Raw genomic sequence first — 18479 nt, forward strand, 5'->3', positions numbered from 1 at the left:
ATGGCGCCATAGCCAAGTGGTAAGGCAGAGCTCTGCAAAAGCTTTACCCCCAGTTCGAATCTGGGTGGCGCCTCCAACTTTCTTTCTTCGCCGGAGTGGCGGAATCGGCAGACGCACAGGACTTAAAATCCTGCGGTAGGTGACTACCGTACCAGTTCAAGTCTGGTCTTCGGCACCACTCCAACAACTTAAAATGTGTGCCCTTAGCTCAGCCGGATAGAGCGTTTGACTACGAATCAAAAGGTCAGGAGTTCGAATCTCTTAGGGCACGCCACTTGCCGATGTGGCGGAATGGCAGACGCGCTCGACTCAAAATCGAGTCCGAAAGGGTGGAGGTTCGAGTCCTCTCATCGGTATAAATAAGCCTTAAAGATCAACAAGATCTTTAGGGCTTATTTTTATTGTATTGGACTTGTTTATGCTCTGGGGAATGATTTATTGTATCCTCAACTTCTTTTGTCGATTCTTCACATTACGATATACAAATGCGCTAACTTTTAGTATGGTACTAAAAGAAGAACTATATCCCAAATGTTGGAGGAACAGGTCATGACAAAAATCGAAGATGGGGCGGTTGTCTTGTTTCAAGGAGACAGCATTACGGATTGCGGAAGAAACAGAGAGGCCGGATCGGATTTAGGCCGGGGCTACGCGCTCATCGCTTCTGCGTTATTCGCCAGCAAATATCCTGAGAAACAAGTCCAATTCATCAACCGCGGAATCAGCGGCAATCGAGTAAAGGATTTGCAGCAGCGCTGGCAGGAAGATTGCCTCGATTTGAAGCCGACATGGGTTTCGATCTATATCGGTATTAACGATACATGGCGGCGTTATGATCGTAATGATCCAACTTCAGTGGAAGCGTTTGCGGAAGGGTACCGTGATTTGATTGTTCGTACTAAGGAGACGCTTGATGCGAAGCTTATTTTAGTCGAACCGTTTGTGCTGCCAGTACCGGAAGACCGGAAACGATGGAGAGAGGATTTGGACCCGAAAATTAACGCGGTTCGCGAGCTTGCCCGGGAATTTGAAACGCTGTACGTGCCGTTAGACGGGTTATTCGCGGCGGCAAGTACCAAAGCACCGTCGGCTTATTGGGCGCCCGATGGTGTACATCCGTCACCGGCAGGCCACGCGCTTATTGCCAACGCTTGGCTGGAAACTGTGCAAGCCTAAAGTCACGTTGATGATACAAATAACAATTCAAGGGATGCCCTTCCGCTGGTGCGAGGGGCGTCCCTTTTTAGGTGAACCGTTCTGATTGTTGAAGGCGATAACTCAATCCAATTGCTTGGATACCTGCAAAAGCTCAGGCAAGGTAACCATCTTCAGGTTGCGGGTTTTTAAAGTCTGGATGACGGTCGGGAGCGCTTGGACGGTACCGTTCAAGTCTTGCCCCGGCCCGCCGCCGGAATGCTGCAGAATGATGGAACCCGGCTTAACGTTCGTGAGAATGTTCGAAATGACCTTCTCTTGCCCAAGCTGCTTCCAATCAAGCGAATCGACGTTCCAGTTTACAATGCGGTAACCGTGTTCCGATGCCCATAATAGTTGGCTTTCGCTGATCTCGCCATAGGGTGGCCGCAGCAAGCGGGGGGAATATCCGATCAGCCGTTTTAAGGTTTGCTGGGTTTGAAGTACTTGCGACTGGAACAAGTCGTCGGACAGCTTAGTAAACAGCTTGTGACTGTATGAATGATTGCCGATCACATGGCCTTCGCGAACGATTCGCTTAACCATCTCCGTATGCTTCTCGGCTTGGGCGCCGACCAAGAAGAACGTGGCGCGTACCTGATATTTTTTCAATACATCCAACACCTGCGGCGTAAATGTCGTGTCGGGGGCGTCGTCAAATGTTAGTGCGACCTGCCCGGAGGCGGCTGACCCCCGCAGCAGCAGCAGCTCCGGATATTTGCGCACAAGCTGGGATAAGGTGAGCCGTTGGCTTTGACCCGATGTTTCTTTGGACGGTTTGGCAACGGGCTGCTTGGCTTTGGATTTGCGCTTCTTCTGCGTCTTGGGCTCTGCCGGCGAAACGACCGCCGGTGTGGGGGTAGGTGCCGGTACAGGGGCAGGCGACGCCGTAGGCGGAACCTGCTGCACCGTGGAAGGGGCGGGAGGCCCGGCCAGAGACAGTGGGCTGCCGGTTTCCGGTGCTTTAGCCGCGTTCCGAGGCACTGCCTCAGTAGGCCCAATCTCCGAGGGCAACGCTTGCGGCGATTTTGCGGTAGGCGTACATGCCGTTAAAGCCAAGCATAAGGCTAGACTCAACAAAAATAAACCGCTTCTGATTCGAAGCAAGATGAACTGATGAGCGGATAAAAGCAAAAAGGCCGCAGGCGTTCGCTTTTTCATGGGGGCTTGGTCTCCTTTGGGCAACAGGATTACGTTACCTTAGTTTGGGATAAGAAGAGACGAATTATCCACTCATGAAAATGATGCCACGAACGCCGCGGCCAATAAATAGTATGGAGCTAAGGCAATCAGCTAAGGACCAGGCCTTCCCAGATCATTTTGAAGGATACGATAACGAAGGTGATGCGCAGTACCCAAAGCAGCTTTTTGCTGCTCAGCCGACTGGCGATTTTTGCACCGAGCCAGCCTCCGACAATGGCGCTAGGTGCCAAGCCCAGTACCATCCACAAGTTCACTTCTCCTAAGGTAAAATGCGTGAAGCTGCCCATAAGGGATGACAGCAGGATAACGAACATGGAGGTCGCTGTCGCTACATGGGGAGGATAGCGAAAAAGCAGCACCATCGCCGGCACGAATAGAGAACCGCCGCCGATCCCGAACAGGCCCGAAATGAATCCGACCAAGAGCCCGATGATCAAGGCGGGCAGTATGCTGTAGCCGTAATGATATGTATTCCCGTTGCTGTCCGTATACGAGCGCTGAATGTGCCACTTCACGTTCAACGGCTTCAAGTAGTCGCGCAGCACGAGCAGTATGGCCATCAGCAGCATGAAGAGGCCGAAGCTAAGCTGAAACGATTTGGCGTTGACGAATTGCGTGGTATACGAGCCGAGCATGGCTCCCGGACCGCATGTGATGAACAAAAGCCAGCCGCTTTTGAAATCGACTCTTTTCTGCTTGACGAAGGTCAGGGTCGAAGACAATGCCGTGAAGATCAGGACGGCCAGCGAAGTGCCTACCGCCGTCGATACCGAAATCGTCTGTCCGACGAACATTGGGCCTAAATAAACCAGAGCGGGCACAATAATAATACCGCCGCCGAGACCAACGAGGCTCCCGAAGGTAGCAGCGATCAGCCCGACAGCGGTATAAAACAATATACTCATGCGCAAACCTTCTTCCGTGTCGAATAGTTACTTTATGGTAATATTAACACAGGAAGAAAATAGTTCAATACCGGGTTATCCGATATCGTTAAGAATGTTTTTATTAGGCAAGTAATGGATCGATTGAATGAATCGGATCGTTTTTGTTTTTGCCCGCATGACGATCGAATGCGTCTCTGCCCGGGAGTCGGGCAAATAGCGGACGCCGTTTAAAAATTCACCGGGGGTAATGCCCGTCGCGGCAAAAATAACGTCGTCTCGGCCGATCATATCCTCCATGGTCAAAATTTTGTGCGGGTCGGCAAGTCCCATGGCGATGCAGCGGTCGTATTCCTCCTGATTGGAAGGCAGCAGCTTTCCTTGCAGTTCGCCGCCCAAACATTGCAGCGCCGCAGCCGCCAACACGCCCTCGGGTGCGCCGCCAGAGCCTACATACATGTCAATGCCGGATTCGGACAAAGCGGGAGCCATGGCCCCTGCGACATCGCCGTCGCTAAGAAACTTGATCCGTACGCCGACCTGACGGAGGGTATCGATCTGCTTCCGGTGCCTGTCGCGGTCAAGAATCATGATCGTAAGATTGCTCAGTGGCTTATCCAAAATGTCGGCGGCCCGTTGAAGCGTCGTTTCGAGCGGGTCCGTCAAGTTAAGCTTTCCGGCAAGAGCCGGTCCGACAGCCAGTTTTTCCATATACATATCCGGCGCATGCAGCAGATTGCCTTTGTTGGCAATGGCGATGACGGCCAGCGCGTTGTTCAATCCTTTGGCAACCAGCTCCGTTCCTTCGAGCGGGTCGACGGCTACGTCCACCTCAGGACCTTGTCCGTTGCCTACTTGTTCACCGATGTACAGCATCGGCGCTTCGTCCATTTCTCCTTCTCCGATAACGACGGTACCACGGACAGAAACGGAATCGAACATGGCGCGCATAGCGGTCGTCGCCGCACCGTCGGCTTGAATCTTATCGCCCCGGCCCATCCATCTTGCCGCGGACAGCGCCGCCAGCTCCGTTACCCGGACGATCTCAAGTGCCAATTCCCTTTCCACCAGCTCAGCCCCCTATAAAATAAATGGTCACGTTTCAACATATATAGTATAATTAATAAATAAATAATGCGCAATAAATACTTGATATGAATTGAGTAGTGCGTTAGATTGAAAATAAAATCATCGAATGAAAAACGGTTCTATGAGTTTCGGACTATTTTTGGTACAATTGGATTGGAATGCGGCACAGCGATAAACCGCAAAGGCTGCTTTGAGTGAGGAGGGACCGGTCATCGAACTGACTGCGCGCCAACTGCAGATCGTAGAATTGGTAAAGGCACACGCGCCCATTACGGGCGAACAAATAGCGGAGATGTTAGGTCTAAGCCGCCCGACCCTCCGGTCGGATCTGGCCCTGCTTGTCATGCTCGGGCTTGTGGATGCCAAACCGAAGGTGGGCTATACGCCGGGCTCGGCCATGACGCCGGGTTCCCAGGTTTCCCGTAAGCTGCTGGGCATGAAGGTAAAGGATGTCCAATCGATCCCTGTCGTGGTCCGGGAGAATGCTTCCGTGAACGACGCGGTCGTGATGCTGTTTATGGAGAACGTCGGCAGCTTGATCGTCGTGGATGACGAGGCTTGCCTGTCGGGCGTCATTTCCCGTAAAGATTTGCTTAAATTCACGCTCGGCAATACGAATGCGGCTTCCATGCCGGTCAGCATGGTCATGACCCGGGAGCCGAACGTCATCCATGTTTCTCCCGACGAGTCGGTCATCGATGCTGCGCGGAAGATGATTCACCATCAGGTCGACAGCTTACCTGTCGTCGTGGAATCCAAAGCTGCCCAGGTGAGCGGAAGATCCCGATGGGACGTTGTCGGACGGGTGACAAAAACGATTATGACGAATATTCTGGTCGATCTGGCGATGGACCGTTAGGGCATTCATGAACAAAGGAGAAGAAAACCGGATGAAGGAAGAGCAACAGTACGAGATCACCATATGCTCGGATTCCGTCGGGGAAACGGCGGAGGCGGTCGTTCGAGCGACAATCCGCCAGTTTGACGCCCACCAGGTGAGAACGAAGCGGATCGGCCATATCAAAACCGAGGACGAAATCCGTACCATTATGGAAGAGGCGGCCAAACGCGGCGGCTTCGTAGCGTATACGCTGGTACAGCCGGAGCTTCGGGAAATGATGAAGGAAGAGGCGGTTCGCCTCGGCGTCCGGGCGGTCGATATCATGGGACCGATGATGCAGGCGTTCATCGATACGTGGGGCGATGCGCCGAAGCGGAAACCGGGCTTGCTTCATCAGCTCGACGAGGATTATTTCCGCCGGGTAGAAGCAATCGAATTTGCCGTTAAATGCGACGACGGGCGCGACACGAGCGCCTTGCTGAAGGCGAATCTCGTCTTGATCGGAGTCTCACGGACGTCGAAGACGCCGCTCAGTATTTTTTTGGCGCATAAAGGAATCAAAGTATCCAATTTGCCGCTCGTGCCCGAGGTCAAACCGCCCAAGGAGCTGTTTTTGGTGCCGGGCAACCGGATTGTCGGCTTGACGATGGACGCAGACAAGCTGTACAAAATCCGGACGGAGCGGTTGAAAGCGGTCGGTTTGCCGTTCGGGGCGAAATATGCCGCGATGGAGCGAATCGACGAAGAGCTTCGGTATGCGCAAGCGTTGATGAAACAAGTCGGATGCTTAGTGATCAATGTAACGGATAAAGCGATTGAAGAAACAGCCGGCATTATTATGGGGTACTTGAATTAATAGAAGACGAGAGGCTTGAACCGACGGGTTCGGGCCCTTTTTGCCTTTGTGAATAAAAAGCCTTCCCGGCAAACCGGAAAGCCCGCAGCATGCGTATTCTCAAGTAGACGTAAGCGAAAGGTGGCTGGGTAATGAAACCGAAACGGGTATGGACGAATTGGCTTTCCGGCGTGCCGTACGGAAAAAGGCTGGCCAAGCTCCACCGCTGGAACGCATGGCTGCTGGCGCTGCTCGCGTTGACCGGGCTATTGCTGTTTGCAGAGCCGGTACGGGCGCTGGGAGCGGGCCGTGTGTGGCTGAAGGAAGGACATCTATGGATTGGCACGGCTTCGGTTGCGGTGGCTGCTCTATATTTGCCGCTGCTCCCCCGGCATTGGAAGCAGCTGCGGACAAAACCGACGCAACGTTGGAATTTGGGACTTGTTCTATTCCTGCTTGCGGGCTGGATTGTCACCGGTGTGGTGCTCTGGCTGGTGCGAAGCTTGCCTTCGGGTTGGGGCAACGCCGTGTTGCTGCTCCACGATCTGTTTACCTGGGTCGGGGTTCCTTACGTCATCTACCATTCGGTCTCCCGCAGCCGATGGGTCAAAGCGGTCCAAAGCTATCCGGAAAACCGCGTGGAAGAAGAAGCGACGGAAACCGGTGACGTACCGCCGTCCGAGCCTGGACGCATCGTACAGATGCTCAGGAACGCTCCGATCTCCAGGGCAGCGTTCCTTCGTATGGCAGCAGGCTTGCTACTGGTGTTCGGTCTGGGGCCGTCGTTTTACCGGTGGCTGATGACCGCTTCCGATACGGGAGGCGCGGAGCTTGAGCGATTGGCCCGGGAGGATGCGAACCGGATGCTGCCGCCGCCGGTTCCGTCTGCGGAATCCAATCCTCCGCTCGGCGGAGGCGGGCAAGGGCAGTTCCGGGTATATACGGTGACGCCGATCCCGGCTTTTTCGAGCGAGGATTGGAAGTTCGCTCTTACCGGACTTGTCGGCCGGGAATATGCGTGGAGCTGGCAACAGTTTCTGGAGCTTAAACGGACGGTTCAGGTTAGCGATTTTCACTGCGTGACGGGCTGGTCGGTGTACAAGGTCACTTGGGAGGGGATACCGCTTAAGGAGCTGCTGGAGCTGGCCAAGGTGAGGGACGAGGCGAAGTTCGTCAAATTTTATTCCGGGGACCGCGTCTATACGGATTGTTTGTCGCTGGAGCAGGCGCGGATGGATGACGTCATGGTGGCGGTCTTGATGGACGGAAAGCCGATTCCCCAGCAGCTCGGCGGTCCGGTAAGGCTGGTCGTTCCTCAAATGTATGCGTATAAATCGGTAAAGTGGCTCCAGGGCATCGAGCTCATCGACAAAGAACATATCGGGTACTGGGAGCTGCGGGGCTACGATAACGATGCTTGGGTGCCGAAGGGAAGAGCGCAGGCGTAGCAGTTGGAGGATGGGACGCACTGAGGGGGCCATCTGTAAGAAATAGGTCCGGGGCGTAAATAAAGGATGGAAACGAAGCACATGATGAGGCTGCAAAAATAAGATAGGATAGACGAAGGAAGGATGGAAGGCGATGGAACGGTACGGCGGGCAAAGGCATGCCATGACAGGCGTTATCTTGGCCGGCGGGCAAAATCGGCGGATGGGCGGACAAAGCAAAGCGCTGCTTATGTACGAAGGCGATACGTTTTTGGCAAGACAGTTGGCCGAGCTTGGAAGCTTGTGCGCGGAGCTGCTTGTCGTGACTCAGGAGCCGGAACGGTACGAGGCTGTCGTCCACGCGTTCTCCGGAGAGTCTCCGGTGCGGATCATTCCCGACCTGCAGCCGGGCCGGGGGCCGCTTGCCGGTTTTCAAGCCGCCATGAGAGCGGCGTCGTACGAGGAGCTGTGGATCGTCGGCTGCGATATGCCATGGGTGGACGCCGAAGCGGCGAAGGCCCTCTCGGAGCTGCGGAGCAGCACCGGCGCGGATGCCGCGGTTGCGAAGATCGACGGAAGGCTCCATCCGCTTCATGGCGTATACTTCAAAAGCTGTCTTCCCGAGGCGGAGCGGCTATTGGCTGCGAACGATCTGCGGTTGATGAGGCTGTTGGATTCGGTTGATTTAAAGGTAGCGGACGACTCGTTTCTGGAACGGAAGGGGATTTCTCCGGAATTCATCCGGAATATTAACGATCCGGACGAATATGAGAGGCTTACCGGCAAACGAATTCGGTTTTAGCAGTTTGGCATGCCATGTATCGAATGCTTTTTGTTTATGGAAGACGGGCCTGTTTTATGACATAATGGGGGGTATAACTAGAACGGGGAGGCATGCAGGATGTCACAGATATTGAAGGATCGTTTCGGCCGCATTCATGACTATCTTCGAATTTCCGTGACGGACCGGTGCAATTTGCGCTGTGTATACTGTATGCCGGAAGAAGGCATGGAATTCGAGCCGGAGGAAAGGCTCTTGACGTTCGAGGAAATCGCGGAAGTTGTACGGGTGCTTGCCGGATACGGAGTTCGCAAGCTGCGGCTCACCGGAGGCGAGCCGCTCGTACGCAAAAATCTGGAGCAGCTCGTGCGGATGCTGAGCGCGATCGACGGCATTGAAGATATCGCTTTGACGACGAATGCGATCCATTTCGCTTCGCGGGCGGAAAAGCTGCGCGAAGCCGGGCTCACAAGAATTAACGTCAGCCTCGATTCCTTGCGGGCGGACCGGTTTTCTCTCATTACGCGCGGAGGCGATTTGTCGCGCGTGCTGGCGAGTCTGGAAGCGGCACATCGGGTCGGACTCGACCCGATCAAGCTGAATGTCGTGCTCATGAAAGGCATGAATGACGACGAAATCGAAGATTTTTTGAAGCTGACACTAGAGCGCAATTTGCACGTGCGCTTTATTGAATATATGCCGATCGGACATGACGACGACGGCTGGAAAACGAAATATATATCGCTCAACACGGTGTTGGAACGCTGTGAAAGCATCGGGTGGCAGGTGGAGGCGGTGGAGCAGTCGGTCCGGGGAAACGGCCCTTCGCAAAATTTCCGGATCGCCGGGGCGGCCGGTACGTTCGGGCTGATTCATCCGGTCAGCGACCATTTCTGCGAAACGTGCAACCGGCTGCGCCTTACCGCAGACGGCAACATCAAGCCTTGCCTGTACTGGTCCGACGAGTTCAATGTGCGCCGTTATATCGGTAACGATCAGGCGCTGGCCGAGCTGTTCTTCCGGGCGCTGGACGTGAAGCCGGAAAGCCACGAGATGGTTAAAGCGCTTCTGAGCGAGCAGCAGAGCCACACGCCTACCTCCCGGCGCATGTCGCAGATCGGGGGCTGAAGCGTGAACGAATTGAAATTCGGGCGGCAGACCATCAGCCTTGAAGAGGCGCAGCAGCGTGTGCTCCGGCATGTCCGTCTTCAAGAGACGGAAGAGGTGCCGCTATTCGAGGCTTACGGCAGGCGGCTGGCGGAAAATATTTACGCCGGCAGCCCGCTGCCGCATTTTCGGCGATCGGGTGTCGATGGCTATGCTTTGCGTGCATCGGACACAGCGGGAGCTTCCCTTGCAGCGGCAGTTTGCTTAGAGGTGGTGGAGACGGTTCCCTGCGGCTCGGTTCCGGCGAAGACAATCGGTCCGGGCCAAGCGGCCAGAATTATGACCGGCGCTTCTGTTCCCGAGGGGGCGGATGCGGTTGTGATGCTGGAGATGACCAACGCGGTGCATCAGGAGATCGGTCTTGGAGGAACGGTGGCGGTTCACAAAGCGATGAATCCCGGCGACAATGTGACCCCGGTAGGAGAAGAGGCTGCTGCCGGGGAGCAGCTTCTGCGGAAGGGCTGTATCATCGGGCCGGGGGAAGCGGCAGTGCTGGCTACCTTCGGCCATAGCCTTGTGAAGGTATACAAGCGGCCGAGAGTAGCGATCTTCTCGACCGGCTCCGAGCTGCTCCCTGTGGACGCTCCGCTCGAACCGGGTAAAATCCGGGGGAGCAACGGCTATATGCTGGCCTGTCAGGTTATGCAGGCGGGCGGTGTGCCGCTGCTGATGCCTTTTCTTCCCGACGAAGCCGACCGGGTGGAACGGGAACTGCTGGCCGCTGCGGAGCAGACGGATCTGTGGATAACGACCGGAGGCGTGTCGGTAGGGGATAAGGATGTGCTTGCCGAGCTGTTCGGCCGGTGGGACGGCGAGCTGCTTTTTAACAAGATCGCGATGCGTCCGGGCAGTCCGACGTCAGTCGGTCTGTGGCGGGACAAGCCGTTGTTCGCCTTGTCCGGCAATCCTGGAGCTTGCTATGTAGGCTTCGAGCTGCTGGTACGCCCCTATCTGCGCGCCTCGCAAGGGGCGCCCGACCCGCTGCCCCCCGCAGCGACGGCGGTACTGGATGCCGATTACGGGAAAGGATCGGCGTATCCCCGGTATGTCCGCGGGGCTTCGCGCGTGGAACATGGGACGGTCCGTGTGAGGCCCGCCGGTCGCGACAAATCCAGCATTATGGTTTCAATCAGAGAAACCGACTGCTTAATCTGTCTTCCAGCGGGCGGGCGAGGAACCCGGCGGGGCGAGTTGGTGCGGGTTTTGACGATCGGAGATTAATGTGAAAAACCCCCTGCCGGAGTAAAGTCCATGACAGGGGGGCGGTACATGGTGCATTAGATGAACAATGAACGGGAAACGATGACGAGCAGAATGAACAGCACCAGGATAACACCAGTGGAAGTAAAGCCGAATCCGCCAACGTGGCTCATGTGACATCCCCCTTTCAGAAGGCATGTTAAATGATATGTGCGAATGCCGGAGGCTGATTGGACGTACGCCCGTTTTTTCAATGAAAATACAGCTTTCTGCGGGCAGGAGACAATATCCTGTCTGTACCGGATACGAATTAAGGGCGGCTATTGCCGTGATTTGTGCTGTGTTTCCCACGGCTGGCGGCGAAAACAAGTAAAAGGATTTTCTAGGTAGAATTTATTGGAAAATTGGGCTACAATGGCCGAGACAAGGTGCGGAGGCATGAGAAGCGCCGATAAGCGGAGAACCGGACGAAATCCCCGGTCGCCGTACAAAAGCGGAGAGGGTGGACACGCGTGAACCAACAGTTGGAGATTCGCAATATTCCGAATGTGCATTTTATGGACAGCTTGGAAATGTCAGCATTCGCCTTTCAATATGAGCTTACTCCCGAAAAAGTGGAGAAGTGGATGGCGCTTCTCAATTCGGACCAGATGTGGGGAGCTTATGTAGATGATACGCTCGCAGCGAAAATGACCATTTTCGATTTGCAGACCTGGATTCAAGGCAAGGCGTTCGACATGGGCGGAATCGCAGGTGTCGTCACATGGCCGGAATACCGGCGGGGCGGTCTGGTGGCTAAGCTGCTGTCGCACGGACTGCGGGTGATGCGGGAGAAAGGCCAGACGGTGTCGTTCCTTCATCCTTTTCAATTCTCGTTCTACCGCAAGTACGGCTGGGAGACGTATGCTGAGTATAAATCGTATGAGATCCCCGTCCAACAGCTTCCAAAGCTCGGCCCGCAGCCGGGGCGGATCGTTCGGACCGGCTACGATGTCAAGCTGCTGAACGGCATCTACGAGGCTTACGCCTGCAGGTACAACGGTACGCTTATTCGAAACGAGTCTTGGTGGCAGAACCGAATTTTCGGCAATGCGCAGCAAGGAACGGTAGCCGTATATTATGATGCGGAGAATCAACCTGCGGGCTACGTATATTATCAGGTAAAGGACAATATCCTTAAGGTTCACGAGCTGGTCTATCTGCATCACGGGGCTTGCTTGGCGTTATGGCGTTTCTTGGCCGACCACGACTCGATGCTGGATAAGCTGGTGATGAAAGCGCCCGCGAACGATAAGCTGCCGTTTCTGCTCGACAATCCCCGGATCAAACAAGAGATCGTGCCTTATTTCATGGCGCGGATTGTGGATGTGACCGGCTTTTTGACCAAGTATCCGTTCGCGTCGGGGGCGGAATGGTCGCTGCAGCTGGAGGTAAAAGACGAGCAGGCGGAATGGAACAACGGCTGGTTTCTTTTGCAGGTAGACGAGTCGGGGACGGCGCGTGTAGCGCCTATCGCAAGCCCTTCGTCCGAGCTGCCGGCCGCCAGCTGCACGATTCAAACGCTTGCCGCTATGCTGACAGGGTACCAACGCCCTTCCTTTTTGATGGACATCGGCAGGTTGACCGGCACGACGGAGGTATGCGAATCGCTGGAGCGGCTCATTCCCGTACGTCAGACGTATTTACCCGACTTCTTCTAGACTTTTTTTACAGTTTGGATTCAGGCCCCTTCGATATCGATCGAAGCGGGCTTTTTTTGTAAGCGGGCCCAAAACAAGCAGGATTTTGAAAGAAAAAACACGAATATATATTCGTATGTTTACGGATTGTTACATTTGAAGCGGAGGATGGATGCTATGGCAAACCAAAAGCAAATCGGCAGTTCCCTTACCGTTCTATTGGTATCGGACCTTATGCGTTCTCAACAATTTTACCGGGATCGGCTCGGTTTTAATGTAACGGATTGGTGGGCGGAGCGGGACGGCCTTCAAGGAATCGCCCTCAAGCTGCTGCAAGCGCCGGACGTGTCAGCCGTGCGTCCCAATCCCGTGGCGCAAGGGGAAACCCGGGCGTACGATATATACGCCTATGTCGAGAACTGGGCTGCTCTGGACAGTCTGTATGAGGAGTTCCGCAGCAGGGATGTCGTAATCTCCGGTGAGCCGGTCATTTATCCGGACGGCGGTCCGTGGAAAGAGTTCGTTATTCAGGATTGCGACGGGTATGGCCTCGCTTTCGGCGGAATCGACGGTCCCAAGAAGGAAAGCTGAAAAACGACCGTAATGCCGGGGAAGAACAATCGAATACGTACAATCGATCCTCAGCACTGAAAGCCGGCAGCTGGGGATTTTGTTTTGAAGGGAGACTCGGGGACAAGCCAAGCAATTCCTTGTACATAAGGCGGGGGCCCCTCTTGTCCAAGGCCGGGTGACGTACTGGACTTAGGTCCAGTTCCAAAAACCGCCGCAGGTCCGTTTTGGGAAATGACGGATTCACCTAGAATAAAGACATAAGCAAAACGACAACAAAAACGAAAGGCGGTGAGTCAATCCATGAAAATGAACCGGCATACCGGACTCGCGTTCCTTCTGATCTTCTTCGGAGCGTTGATCCTGAGCAACAAGCTCGGCTTTCACCTCGGGCACCATATCATGAGCTATCTGTTCCCGGCAGCTATGGTAGGGCTCGGATTCGTAGGACTGAGAAACGGAAAAACGATCATCGGATGGGGGCTGATCATCTTTGGCGGCCTGTTCCTCTTCGGTAAATTGTCCGGCTTGTTCGCCATCCTGATCGCCATCGGCTTGATCTGCTACGGCATCTCGCTGCTGCGTAACAAATCGGTATATTAAATCAAACAAACGACGGATTCAAATTCGGAGAAAAGGTGGTTGAGCAAAGCATGAGTTTAGGAAAAAGATTCCGGGATATTACGGTTGCGCACTTCAACGAAATGCTGGAAAACGCGGAAGACCCGGTTCGCCTGATCGATAAATATCTTGCGTCTCAGTCGGAGCAAATCCGCGATTCCGAACGGCTGCTGCAGCAGTGTCTGTCTCACGCCGCTTCGCTTCGCCAGCAGTACGTATCGGCGGAGCAGCTTAAGGAGCGCCGCGAGCAGCAAGCGATGCTGGCGCTGAGAGCCGGCGAGGAAGAAGTGGCGCGCATCGCGCTTCAAGAGAAAATGCAGCAGGAGGAAAAAGCGACGCAGTACCGGGCGCTGTACGATCAAAGCAAGATGGGGATCGTCGAGCTGGAGGAGCAGTTGCAACAGCTTAAGGCCGATTTCGACGAAATCGCCTCGAAACGCAGCTACTATATCGCGCGGCTGGAGTCCGTTAGGCTGCAGCAGCGGATGAACGAAAGGCTGCGTTCGATGGGCGCAGGTCCGAATCCGCGGATCTTCGACCGTCTGGACGAGCGGGTCTCTGATATGGAGCTGACCGCACGCACCTTGCGCGAAGTGAGGGGCCAAGTCCGTGAAGCATGGTCCGCCGTAGGCAGCGCGGCATCGCAAGCGCTGGAACAAGAGCTGGCCAAGCTGCGGACGAAACTGAAACAGGAGGGCTGGGATAAATCATGAGCAAACTATACCGTTCCCGTTCCGATCGTAAAGTAACCGGCCTGTGCGGCGGTCTCGCGGAGTCGATGAACATTGATGCCACACTGCTTCGTCTGATCGTGGTGGTAACGGCTTTCTTTTCCGGAGGCGTCGTGATTCCGCTGTACTTCCTGGCAGCGTTGGTCATTCCAAGCGAGCCTTGGACCGGCGGGCCTCATGGCTACGGACCGTCCTACGGCGGCGAGGGCTACGGGCAACCTGGCGGCAATTACCCGAACTGGAGAGAGTGGAGACGCGCCGAGAAGCACTACCGCAGAGCGCAAAGACATGGCTGGGTTCCGCCGCAAGAAGGCAACCGCTATGAAGGTGAATATGCGGCCTCCTCGAATCCGGGCGGTACCGCCGGCAGCGATCTGGACGATATGATGAAAGATATCGAGAAAAAAGCGATGTGGAAAGAAATCGAAGAACTGCGCGGCAAAGTAGCGCAATACGAAAAAAACCAAAATCAAAAACCATCTAAAGGAGATGTTTAACAATGGGAGTATTTTCTAGAATTAAAGACATGACGAAGGCTTCGCTGCATGAACTGCTTGATAAGGTTGAAGATCCGATCATCATGCTGAATCAATATTTGCGCGACATGGAAGAAGAAATAGCTCAAGCCGAAGTGACGGTTGCCCGTCAAATCGCCAGCGAGCGCAAGCTGAAAGAGCGTCTGGAAGAAGCGGTTCGTCTGACGGCGCAATATGAAGGACAAGCGAAGGAAGCGCTGAAGAACGATCAGGAAGCGACGGCGCGCCAAGCTCTGGAACAAAAGCTGTACTACGAGGGCAAAATCGCCGAGTACACGGAAATGCACGAGCAGGCCAAAGCGCAAGCGGCCGAGCTGGTTCAGCAGCTGCATGAAATGAAAGACGCGTTCTATCAAATGCGTAACAAGCGCAGTGAGCTGATTTCCCGTGCTCAATTGGCGAAGGCCAAAAAGCAAATGGCCGAAGTGACGGCAACCAACGTGATCGAAGGCGGCAATGCCGTGAAAGGCTTCCGTCGCATGGAAGAGAAGATCATGTCGCTGGAAGTCGAAGCGGAAATCGCGCGGAAGCCTTATGTGGGCGGCGGCTATGCCGGTTCGGTGTACAGCAGCGCCGTGTCGGTTGACCCGGCGAAGCAGCAAAAAATCGACGATCAACTGCAGCTTCTGAAAGAAAAAATGTCCACCGAACAAGGGAAATAATCTTCACGAAAAAGCTGTTGGAGCAAAAGCGGCACTTGTGATATGCTATGTAAGGCAAAAGCCATGGACGTCCTTTCGTAAGGCGCTATGGCTTTTGCCGGATCAACCAGAATTTACTGGGAAAGGGGGCGACACGGATGAACCGCAAACGAAACCGCAACATCGCGCTGGTCTTGATCGGCGCAGGGCTTTTCCTTCTGGCGGACAATCATCTCGGATTTTTCACCGTGCTTGCCCTCTTTTTGCTTTTGCTGGGAGTGTATAAGGTACGTTCGGGCGCCGAGCGCAAAGGCTACATCATGATGGTTCTCGGCCTGCTGCTGCTCGCAGGTGGCAATTTTACGCTGATCCTGGCCATTATCCTTATTTCGCTCGGCTTCTTCTACAATAAATCGCGTAAAATTCACCGCAGCGAGCAGCATTACCGCAAGCAAAGCGTGATCGACAGCATCCGATGGGGACGCGAGCCTTGGGTTCTGCGCAACATGTCGATCTGGAACGTGCTGGGGGAGCTGCAGATGGATTTGACCTACGCGATCCACGAGCAGAAGGAGACGACGATTATTTTGCAGGGGGTCATCGCCGATATCGATCTGATCGTTCCAGAGGATGTGGGGCTTACCGTTACGGCTTCCGTCTTGTTCGGGCAAACGAGCATCGGGTATGACAAAGAGGCCGGCGTGCTGAACAAGATGGTATGGCAGTCACCCAATTACTGGACGGCGGACCGTCAGGTGAAGCTGGAAATTTCGTATATCGTAGCCGATATTGATATTAAAATCGTTTGATGCACGGAGGACGGCAGGAATGGACGGACATGACAAGCGGTTAACCAACATGATATGGCGAAGCATGGCGGAGTCGATTGGGCTCAGCCTTGTTTTGTTTGCCGTGATCGTCTATTTCCTGCAGTCGAACGGCTACTTGAATGCTTTCGAAACGTGGCAGGAAGGCGTGCGCATGAGCCTGACGTTGATTGCGATCGTTGCAGCGGTCGGAGGCTCGTACGGCCTATGGTATAGCAGCCGGATGAAGCACCGGCTTGAGACGCTGCGCGAGGTGATGCTGTCGCTCGAGAAGGGCAACCTGAGTCGTTCGGTGCCGCCGCTCGGCGAGGATGAGATCGGCAGGCTCGGCGATCAATTGAATGCGATCACCAAAAAATGGGAAGATCAAGTATCCTCGCTGCAGCGCTTGTCCAGCAATAATGCCCAACTGGCGCAAAAAGCGAAATATTCGGCCATCGTGGAAGAACGGCAGCGGCTGGCGAGGGAGCTGCACGACGCCGTGAGCCAGCAGCTCTTCGCGATCTCGATGACGGCGACGGCCGTCGGCCGGACGTTGGACAAAGATTTCGAAAAGGCGCAGCGGCAAATTTTTCTCATTGAGGAAATGGCTTCGGTAGCACAGTCGGAGATGCGCGCTTTGCTGCTTCACCTGCGTCCCGTTCATTTGGAAGGGAAGCGTCTGGCCGAAGGCTTGATCGAGCTGGTGCAGGAGCTGTCTTCGAAGGTGCCGATGCAGATCGACTGCGAGCTGACCGAAGACATCAAGCTGCCGAGCGGGATTGAGGATCACCTGTTCCGCATCGTGCAGGAGGCGTTGTCCAATGCGCTCCGTCACTCCAAAGCGACAAAGCTGGAGGTGAAGCTGACCCAGCCGTCAAGCGATGCGGTGCGGTTGCTCATTCGGGATAACGGCATCGGCTTCGAGTTGGATATGAAAAAACAAGCTTCGTACGGGCTGCTGACGATGCGGGAGCGGGTGAACGAAATCGGAGGCTCGCTTAATTTGATCACAGCGCCGGGCAAAGGAACGCGCATTGAGATTCGCATTCCGATTATGGCGGAAGGAGGACTTGAGATTGGAAGAGACGACGATTAAAGTGCTGCTGGTCGACGATCATGAAATGGTTCGCATCGGTCTTGCCGCCGTGCTGAGCACGGAGGACGATATCGAGGTGGTCGGCGAAGCGAGCGGAGGACAGGAAGGCATCCGGCTGGCATTGGAATACAAGCCGGACGTCGTGCTGATGGATTTGGTCATGGAGGGGATGGACGGCATCGAGACGACACGTCGTCTGCTGCAGCAGCATCCGGAATGCAAGGTGATCGTGCTGACTAGCTTTATCGACGACGAAAAGATTTATCCGGTGATCGAAGCAGGAGCGTTCAGCTACTTGCTTAAAACGTCGCGTGCTGCCGAAATCGCCCAAGCGATCCGCTCGGCCGTCAAAGGCCAGTCGGTGTTGGAATCCCAAGTCGCTTCCAAGCTGATGAATCGCTTCCGCGGGCCGAAGCAGGCTGCGCAGCCGCATGAAGAATTGACTGAGCGCGAGATGGAGGTGCTCCGGCTCATCGCCGCGGGCAAATCCAATCAGGATGTAGCCGACGAGCTGTTCATCGGGGTCAAAACGGTCAAGTTTCATGTCACCAACATTTTGGCTAAACTTGGAGTGGAGGACCGCACGCAGGCCGCCATTTATGCTTACAAGAACGGTTTGGTCGAATAATATCAGGGTAATAAGCTCTCAAGAGGTCCCGAGGATGTCGGGATTTCCTTCTTGGGAGCTTTTTTTGCTTGCATGTCGTATTTTGTAGGCTTCCGCGATACTCAATTTTAAAGTTTTCTTAATAAATGTGAGTTTTGACACGTTTCCTTCGTCTATATAGGTGTAGATGTTCAAGTCGAGGAATCCGTTCCGTTTGTCGGATCATAGGGATAGTAAAATATATACAACGGATCGTGGACATCAAGGAGAGGAGATGAGAGCCGGATGAACGGATTAGCCGTGAAAGACCGGAATGAAACCAGCATTCCAATAACGTTCGGGGAAAAAACGGAACTGTTGAAGCGGTACGAAGTGTATTGCTACCAGGTCGCTTTTTATTTATTGCAGCAGGAGGCGGGAGCGCGTCTCGCAGCCGAGGAAGCGCTGCTCGCCTTATACAAGCTGGATGGTTTCTTTGCTCTGCCGGAGCACGAGCGCAAGGAAAAAGTGAAGGCTGCCGCCGTCCGGCACGCATTGGCGGTGCGAAGCGGACGCCAGCCTTCTTGAT

At 54.6% G+C, this 18479-nt stretch carries 21 protein-coding genes and 4 tRNA genes; 21 read left to right on the plus strand and 4 right to left on the minus strand.

The annotated features are described in order from the left end of the window. Positions 1-2 precede the first annotated feature (2 nt). From PEL01S_RS28490 to PEL01S_RS28510, 5 genes are all read left to right on the plus strand, one after another. Positions 3-76 (plus strand) — tRNA-Cys (locus PEL01S_RS28490). Between the two features lie 13 nt (positions 77-89). Beyond that, positions 90-178, plus strand: a tRNA-Leu gene (locus PEL01S_RS28495). Between the two features lie 19 nt (positions 179-197). Further along, a tRNA-Arg gene (locus PEL01S_RS28500) sits at positions 198-274 on the plus strand. 3 nt (positions 275-277) lie between these two features. Then, positions 278-356 (plus strand) — tRNA-Leu (locus PEL01S_RS28505). 193 nt (positions 357-549) lie between these two features. Next, on the plus strand, positions 550-1176 hold the full coding sequence (locus PEL01S_RS28510; protein WP_063185501.1) for an SGNH/GDSL hydrolase family protein: 627 nt from the start codon (positions 550-552) through the stop codon (positions 1174-1176). Between the two features lie 102 nt (positions 1177-1278). Here PEL01S_RS28510 and PEL01S_RS28515 read toward each other — a convergent pair whose 3' ends face one another. From PEL01S_RS28515 to glpX, 3 genes are all read right to left on the minus strand, one after another. Beyond that, positions 1279-2355: a polysaccharide deacetylase family protein gene (locus PEL01S_RS28515; RefSeq protein WP_127462668.1), complete on the minus strand. Its 1077-nt coding sequence runs from the start codon at positions 2353-2355 to the stop codon at positions 1279-1281. A 128-nt stretch (positions 2356-2483) separates the two neighbouring features. After that, the gene (locus PEL01S_RS28520; RefSeq protein ID WP_127462669.1) at positions 2484-3302 is read right to left on the minus strand and encodes a sulfite exporter TauE/SafE family protein; all 819 of its coding nucleotides are present in this window, start codon (positions 3300-3302) and stop codon (positions 2484-2486) included. Between the two features lie 75 nt (positions 3303-3377). Further along, on the minus strand, positions 3378-4349 hold the full coding sequence (gene glpX / locus PEL01S_RS28525; protein WP_127462670.1) for a class II fructose-bisphosphatase: 972 nt from the start codon (positions 4347-4349) through the stop codon (positions 3378-3380). Between the two features lie 211 nt (positions 4350-4560). Between glpX and PEL01S_RS28530 the strand changes: the two genes are divergently transcribed. The 6 genes from PEL01S_RS28530 to PEL01S_RS28555 all read left to right on the plus strand — a co-directional run bounded on the left by PEL01S_RS28530 (position 4561) and on the right by PEL01S_RS28555 (position 10642). After that, positions 4561-5229, plus strand: a complete 669-nt coding sequence (locus tag PEL01S_RS28530; protein WP_010500069.1) for a helix-turn-helix transcriptional regulator — start codon at positions 4561-4563, stop codon at positions 5227-5229. A gap of 31 nt (positions 5230-5260) precedes the next feature. Further along, the gene (locus PEL01S_RS28535; RefSeq protein WP_010500068.1) at positions 5261-6067 is read left to right on the plus strand and encodes a pyruvate, water dikinase regulatory protein; all 807 of its coding nucleotides are present in this window, start codon (positions 5261-5263) and stop codon (positions 6065-6067) included. Between the two features lie 131 nt (positions 6068-6198). Next, positions 6199-7494 (plus strand): molybdopterin-dependent oxidoreductase, encoded by a 1296-nt coding sequence (locus tag PEL01S_RS28540; RefSeq protein ID WP_127462671.1) that lies wholly within the window; start codon positions 6199-6201, stop codon positions 7492-7494. Positions 7495-7627: 133 nt separating this feature from the next. Then, complete coding sequence (mobA, locus tag PEL01S_RS28545) at positions 7628-8275, plus strand: molybdenum cofactor guanylyltransferase (RefSeq protein WP_127462672.1); 648 nt, start codon at positions 7628-7630, stop codon at positions 8273-8275. A 99-nt stretch (positions 8276-8374) separates the two neighbouring features. Further along, positions 8375-9382: a GTP 3',8-cyclase MoaA gene (gene moaA / locus PEL01S_RS28550; protein ID WP_127462673.1), complete on the plus strand. Its 1008-nt coding sequence runs from the start codon at positions 8375-8377 to the stop codon at positions 9380-9382. Positions 9383-9385: 3 nt separating this feature from the next. After that, a complete protein-coding gene (locus PEL01S_RS28555) occupies positions 9386-10642 on the plus strand; it encodes a molybdopterin molybdotransferase MoeA (protein WP_127462674.1) in 1257 nt (418 codons plus the stop codon). A gap of 56 nt (positions 10643-10698) precedes the next feature. Here PEL01S_RS28555 and PEL01S_RS34975 read toward each other — a convergent pair whose 3' ends face one another. After that, complete coding sequence (locus PEL01S_RS34975) at positions 10699-10794, minus strand: YjcZ family sporulation protein (RefSeq protein WP_216798076.1); 96 nt, start codon at positions 10792-10794, stop codon at positions 10699-10701. 339 nt (positions 10795-11133) lie between these two features. Between PEL01S_RS34975 and PEL01S_RS28560 the strand changes: the two genes are divergently transcribed. The 10 genes from PEL01S_RS28560 (at position 11134) to PEL01S_RS28605 (ending at position 18478) form a co-directional block, all read left to right on the plus strand. After that, positions 11134-12321: a GNAT family N-acetyltransferase gene (locus PEL01S_RS28560; RefSeq protein ID WP_127462675.1), complete on the plus strand. Its 1188-nt coding sequence runs from the start codon at positions 11134-11136 to the stop codon at positions 12319-12321. Positions 12322-12477: 156 nt separating this feature from the next. Beyond that, a complete protein-coding gene (locus PEL01S_RS28565; RefSeq protein WP_255320171.1) occupies positions 12478-12891 on the plus strand; it encodes a VOC family protein in 414 nt (137 codons plus the stop codon). 282 nt (positions 12892-13173) lie between these two features. Further along, positions 13174-13473, plus strand: coding sequence for a LiaF transmembrane domain-containing protein (locus PEL01S_RS28570; RefSeq protein ID WP_010500059.1), 300 nt, complete (start codon positions 13174-13176; stop codon positions 13471-13473). Positions 13474-13523: 50 nt separating this feature from the next. Beyond that, positions 13524-14204, plus strand: a complete 681-nt coding sequence (locus tag PEL01S_RS28575) for a PspA/IM30 family protein (protein WP_010500058.1) — start codon at positions 13524-13526, stop codon at positions 14202-14204. Next, complete coding sequence (locus PEL01S_RS28580; RefSeq protein WP_063185516.1) at positions 14201-14719, plus strand: PspC domain-containing protein; 519 nt, start codon at positions 14201-14203, stop codon at positions 14717-14719. The genes PEL01S_RS28575 and PEL01S_RS28580 overlap by 4 nt, the downstream gene beginning before the upstream one ends. 2 nt (positions 14720-14721) lie before the next feature. Beyond that, positions 14722-15420 carry a PspA/IM30 family protein gene (locus tag PEL01S_RS28585; RefSeq protein WP_063185518.1) on the plus strand — a complete coding sequence of 233 codons (699 nt, stop codon included), beginning with the start codon at positions 14722-14724 and terminating at the stop codon, positions 15418-15420. A gap of 137 nt (positions 15421-15557) precedes the next feature. Next, positions 15558-16208 carry a cell wall-active antibiotics response protein LiaF gene (liaF, locus tag PEL01S_RS28590; RefSeq protein ID WP_108532087.1) on the plus strand — a complete coding sequence of 217 codons (651 nt, stop codon included), beginning with the start codon at positions 15558-15560 and terminating at the stop codon, positions 16206-16208. A 19-nt stretch (positions 16209-16227) separates the two neighbouring features. Further along, positions 16228-17304 carry a sensor histidine kinase gene (locus PEL01S_RS28595; protein ID WP_127462676.1) on the plus strand — a complete coding sequence of 359 codons (1077 nt, stop codon included), beginning with the start codon at positions 16228-16230 and terminating at the stop codon, positions 17302-17304. Beyond that, positions 17285-17932 carry a response regulator gene (locus tag PEL01S_RS28600; RefSeq protein WP_025847297.1) on the plus strand — a complete coding sequence of 216 codons (648 nt, stop codon included), beginning with the start codon at positions 17285-17287 and terminating at the stop codon, positions 17930-17932. The genes PEL01S_RS28595 and PEL01S_RS28600 overlap by 20 nt, the downstream gene beginning before the upstream one ends. Before the next feature lie 264 nt (positions 17933-18196). After that, positions 18197-18478 (plus strand): hypothetical protein, encoded by a 282-nt coding sequence (locus tag PEL01S_RS28605; RefSeq protein WP_127462677.1) that lies wholly within the window; start codon positions 18197-18199, stop codon positions 18476-18478. The last annotated feature ends 1 nt before the right edge of the window (position 18479 follow it).

The sequence above is a fragment of the Paenibacillus elgii NBRC 100335 genome, assembly GCF_004000865.1.
Lineage (GTDB): Bacteria > Bacillota > Bacilli > Paenibacillales > NBRC-103111 > Paenibacillus_G > Paenibacillus_G elgii.

Excerpts from the sequence above, each read along its gene's own strand:
- PEL01S_RS28535 (WP_010500068.1), top strand. The coding sequence starts at position 5,261 with ATGAAGGAAGAGCAACAGTACGAGATCACCATATGCTCGGATTCCGTC.
- mobA (WP_127462672.1), top strand. The coding sequence starts at position 7,628 with ATGGAACGGTACGGCGGGCAAAGGCATGCCATGACAGGCGTTATCTTG.
- PEL01S_RS28565 (WP_255320171.1), top strand. The coding sequence starts at position 12,478 with ATGGCAAACCAAAAGCAAATCGGCAGTTCCCTTACCGTTCTATTGGTA.
- PEL01S_RS28570 (WP_010500059.1), top strand. The coding sequence starts at position 13,174 with ATGAAAATGAACCGGCATACCGGACTCGCGTTCCTTCTGATCTTCTTC.
- moaA (WP_127462673.1), top strand. The coding sequence starts at position 8,375 with ATGTCACAGATATTGAAGGATCGTTTCGGCCGCATTCATGACTATCTT.
- PEL01S_RS34975 (WP_216798076.1), bottom strand. The coding sequence starts at position 10,794 with ATGAGCCACGTTGGCGGATTCGGCTTTACTTCCACTGGTGTTATCCTG.
- PEL01S_RS28605 (WP_127462677.1), top strand. The coding sequence starts at position 18,197 with ATGAACGGATTAGCCGTGAAAGACCGGAATGAAACCAGCATTCCAATA.
- PEL01S_RS28595 (WP_127462676.1), top strand. The coding sequence starts at position 16,228 with ATGGACGGACATGACAAGCGGTTAACCAACATGATATGGCGAAGCATG.
- PEL01S_RS28520 (WP_127462669.1), bottom strand. The coding sequence starts at position 3,302 with ATGAGTATATTGTTTTATACCGCTGTCGGGCTGATCGCTGCTACCTTC.
- PEL01S_RS28510 (WP_063185501.1), top strand. The coding sequence starts at position 550 with ATGACAAAAATCGAAGATGGGGCGGTTGTCTTGTTTCAAGGAGACAGC.
- PEL01S_RS28540 (WP_127462671.1), top strand. The coding sequence starts at position 6,199 with ATGAAACCGAAACGGGTATGGACGAATTGGCTTTCCGGCGTGCCGTAC.
- PEL01S_RS28575 (WP_010500058.1), top strand. The coding sequence starts at position 13,524 with ATGAGTTTAGGAAAAAGATTCCGGGATATTACGGTTGCGCACTTCAAC.
- liaF (WP_108532087.1), top strand. The coding sequence starts at position 15,558 with ATGAACCGCAAACGAAACCGCAACATCGCGCTGGTCTTGATCGGCGCA.
- PEL01S_RS28515 (WP_127462668.1), bottom strand. The coding sequence starts at position 2,355 with ATGAAAAAGCGAACGCCTGCGGCCTTTTTGCTTTTATCCGCTCATCAG.
- PEL01S_RS28580 (WP_063185516.1), top strand. The coding sequence starts at position 14,201 with ATGAGCAAACTATACCGTTCCCGTTCCGATCGTAAAGTAACCGGCCTG.
- PEL01S_RS28585 (WP_063185518.1), top strand. The coding sequence starts at position 14,722 with ATGGGAGTATTTTCTAGAATTAAAGACATGACGAAGGCTTCGCTGCAT.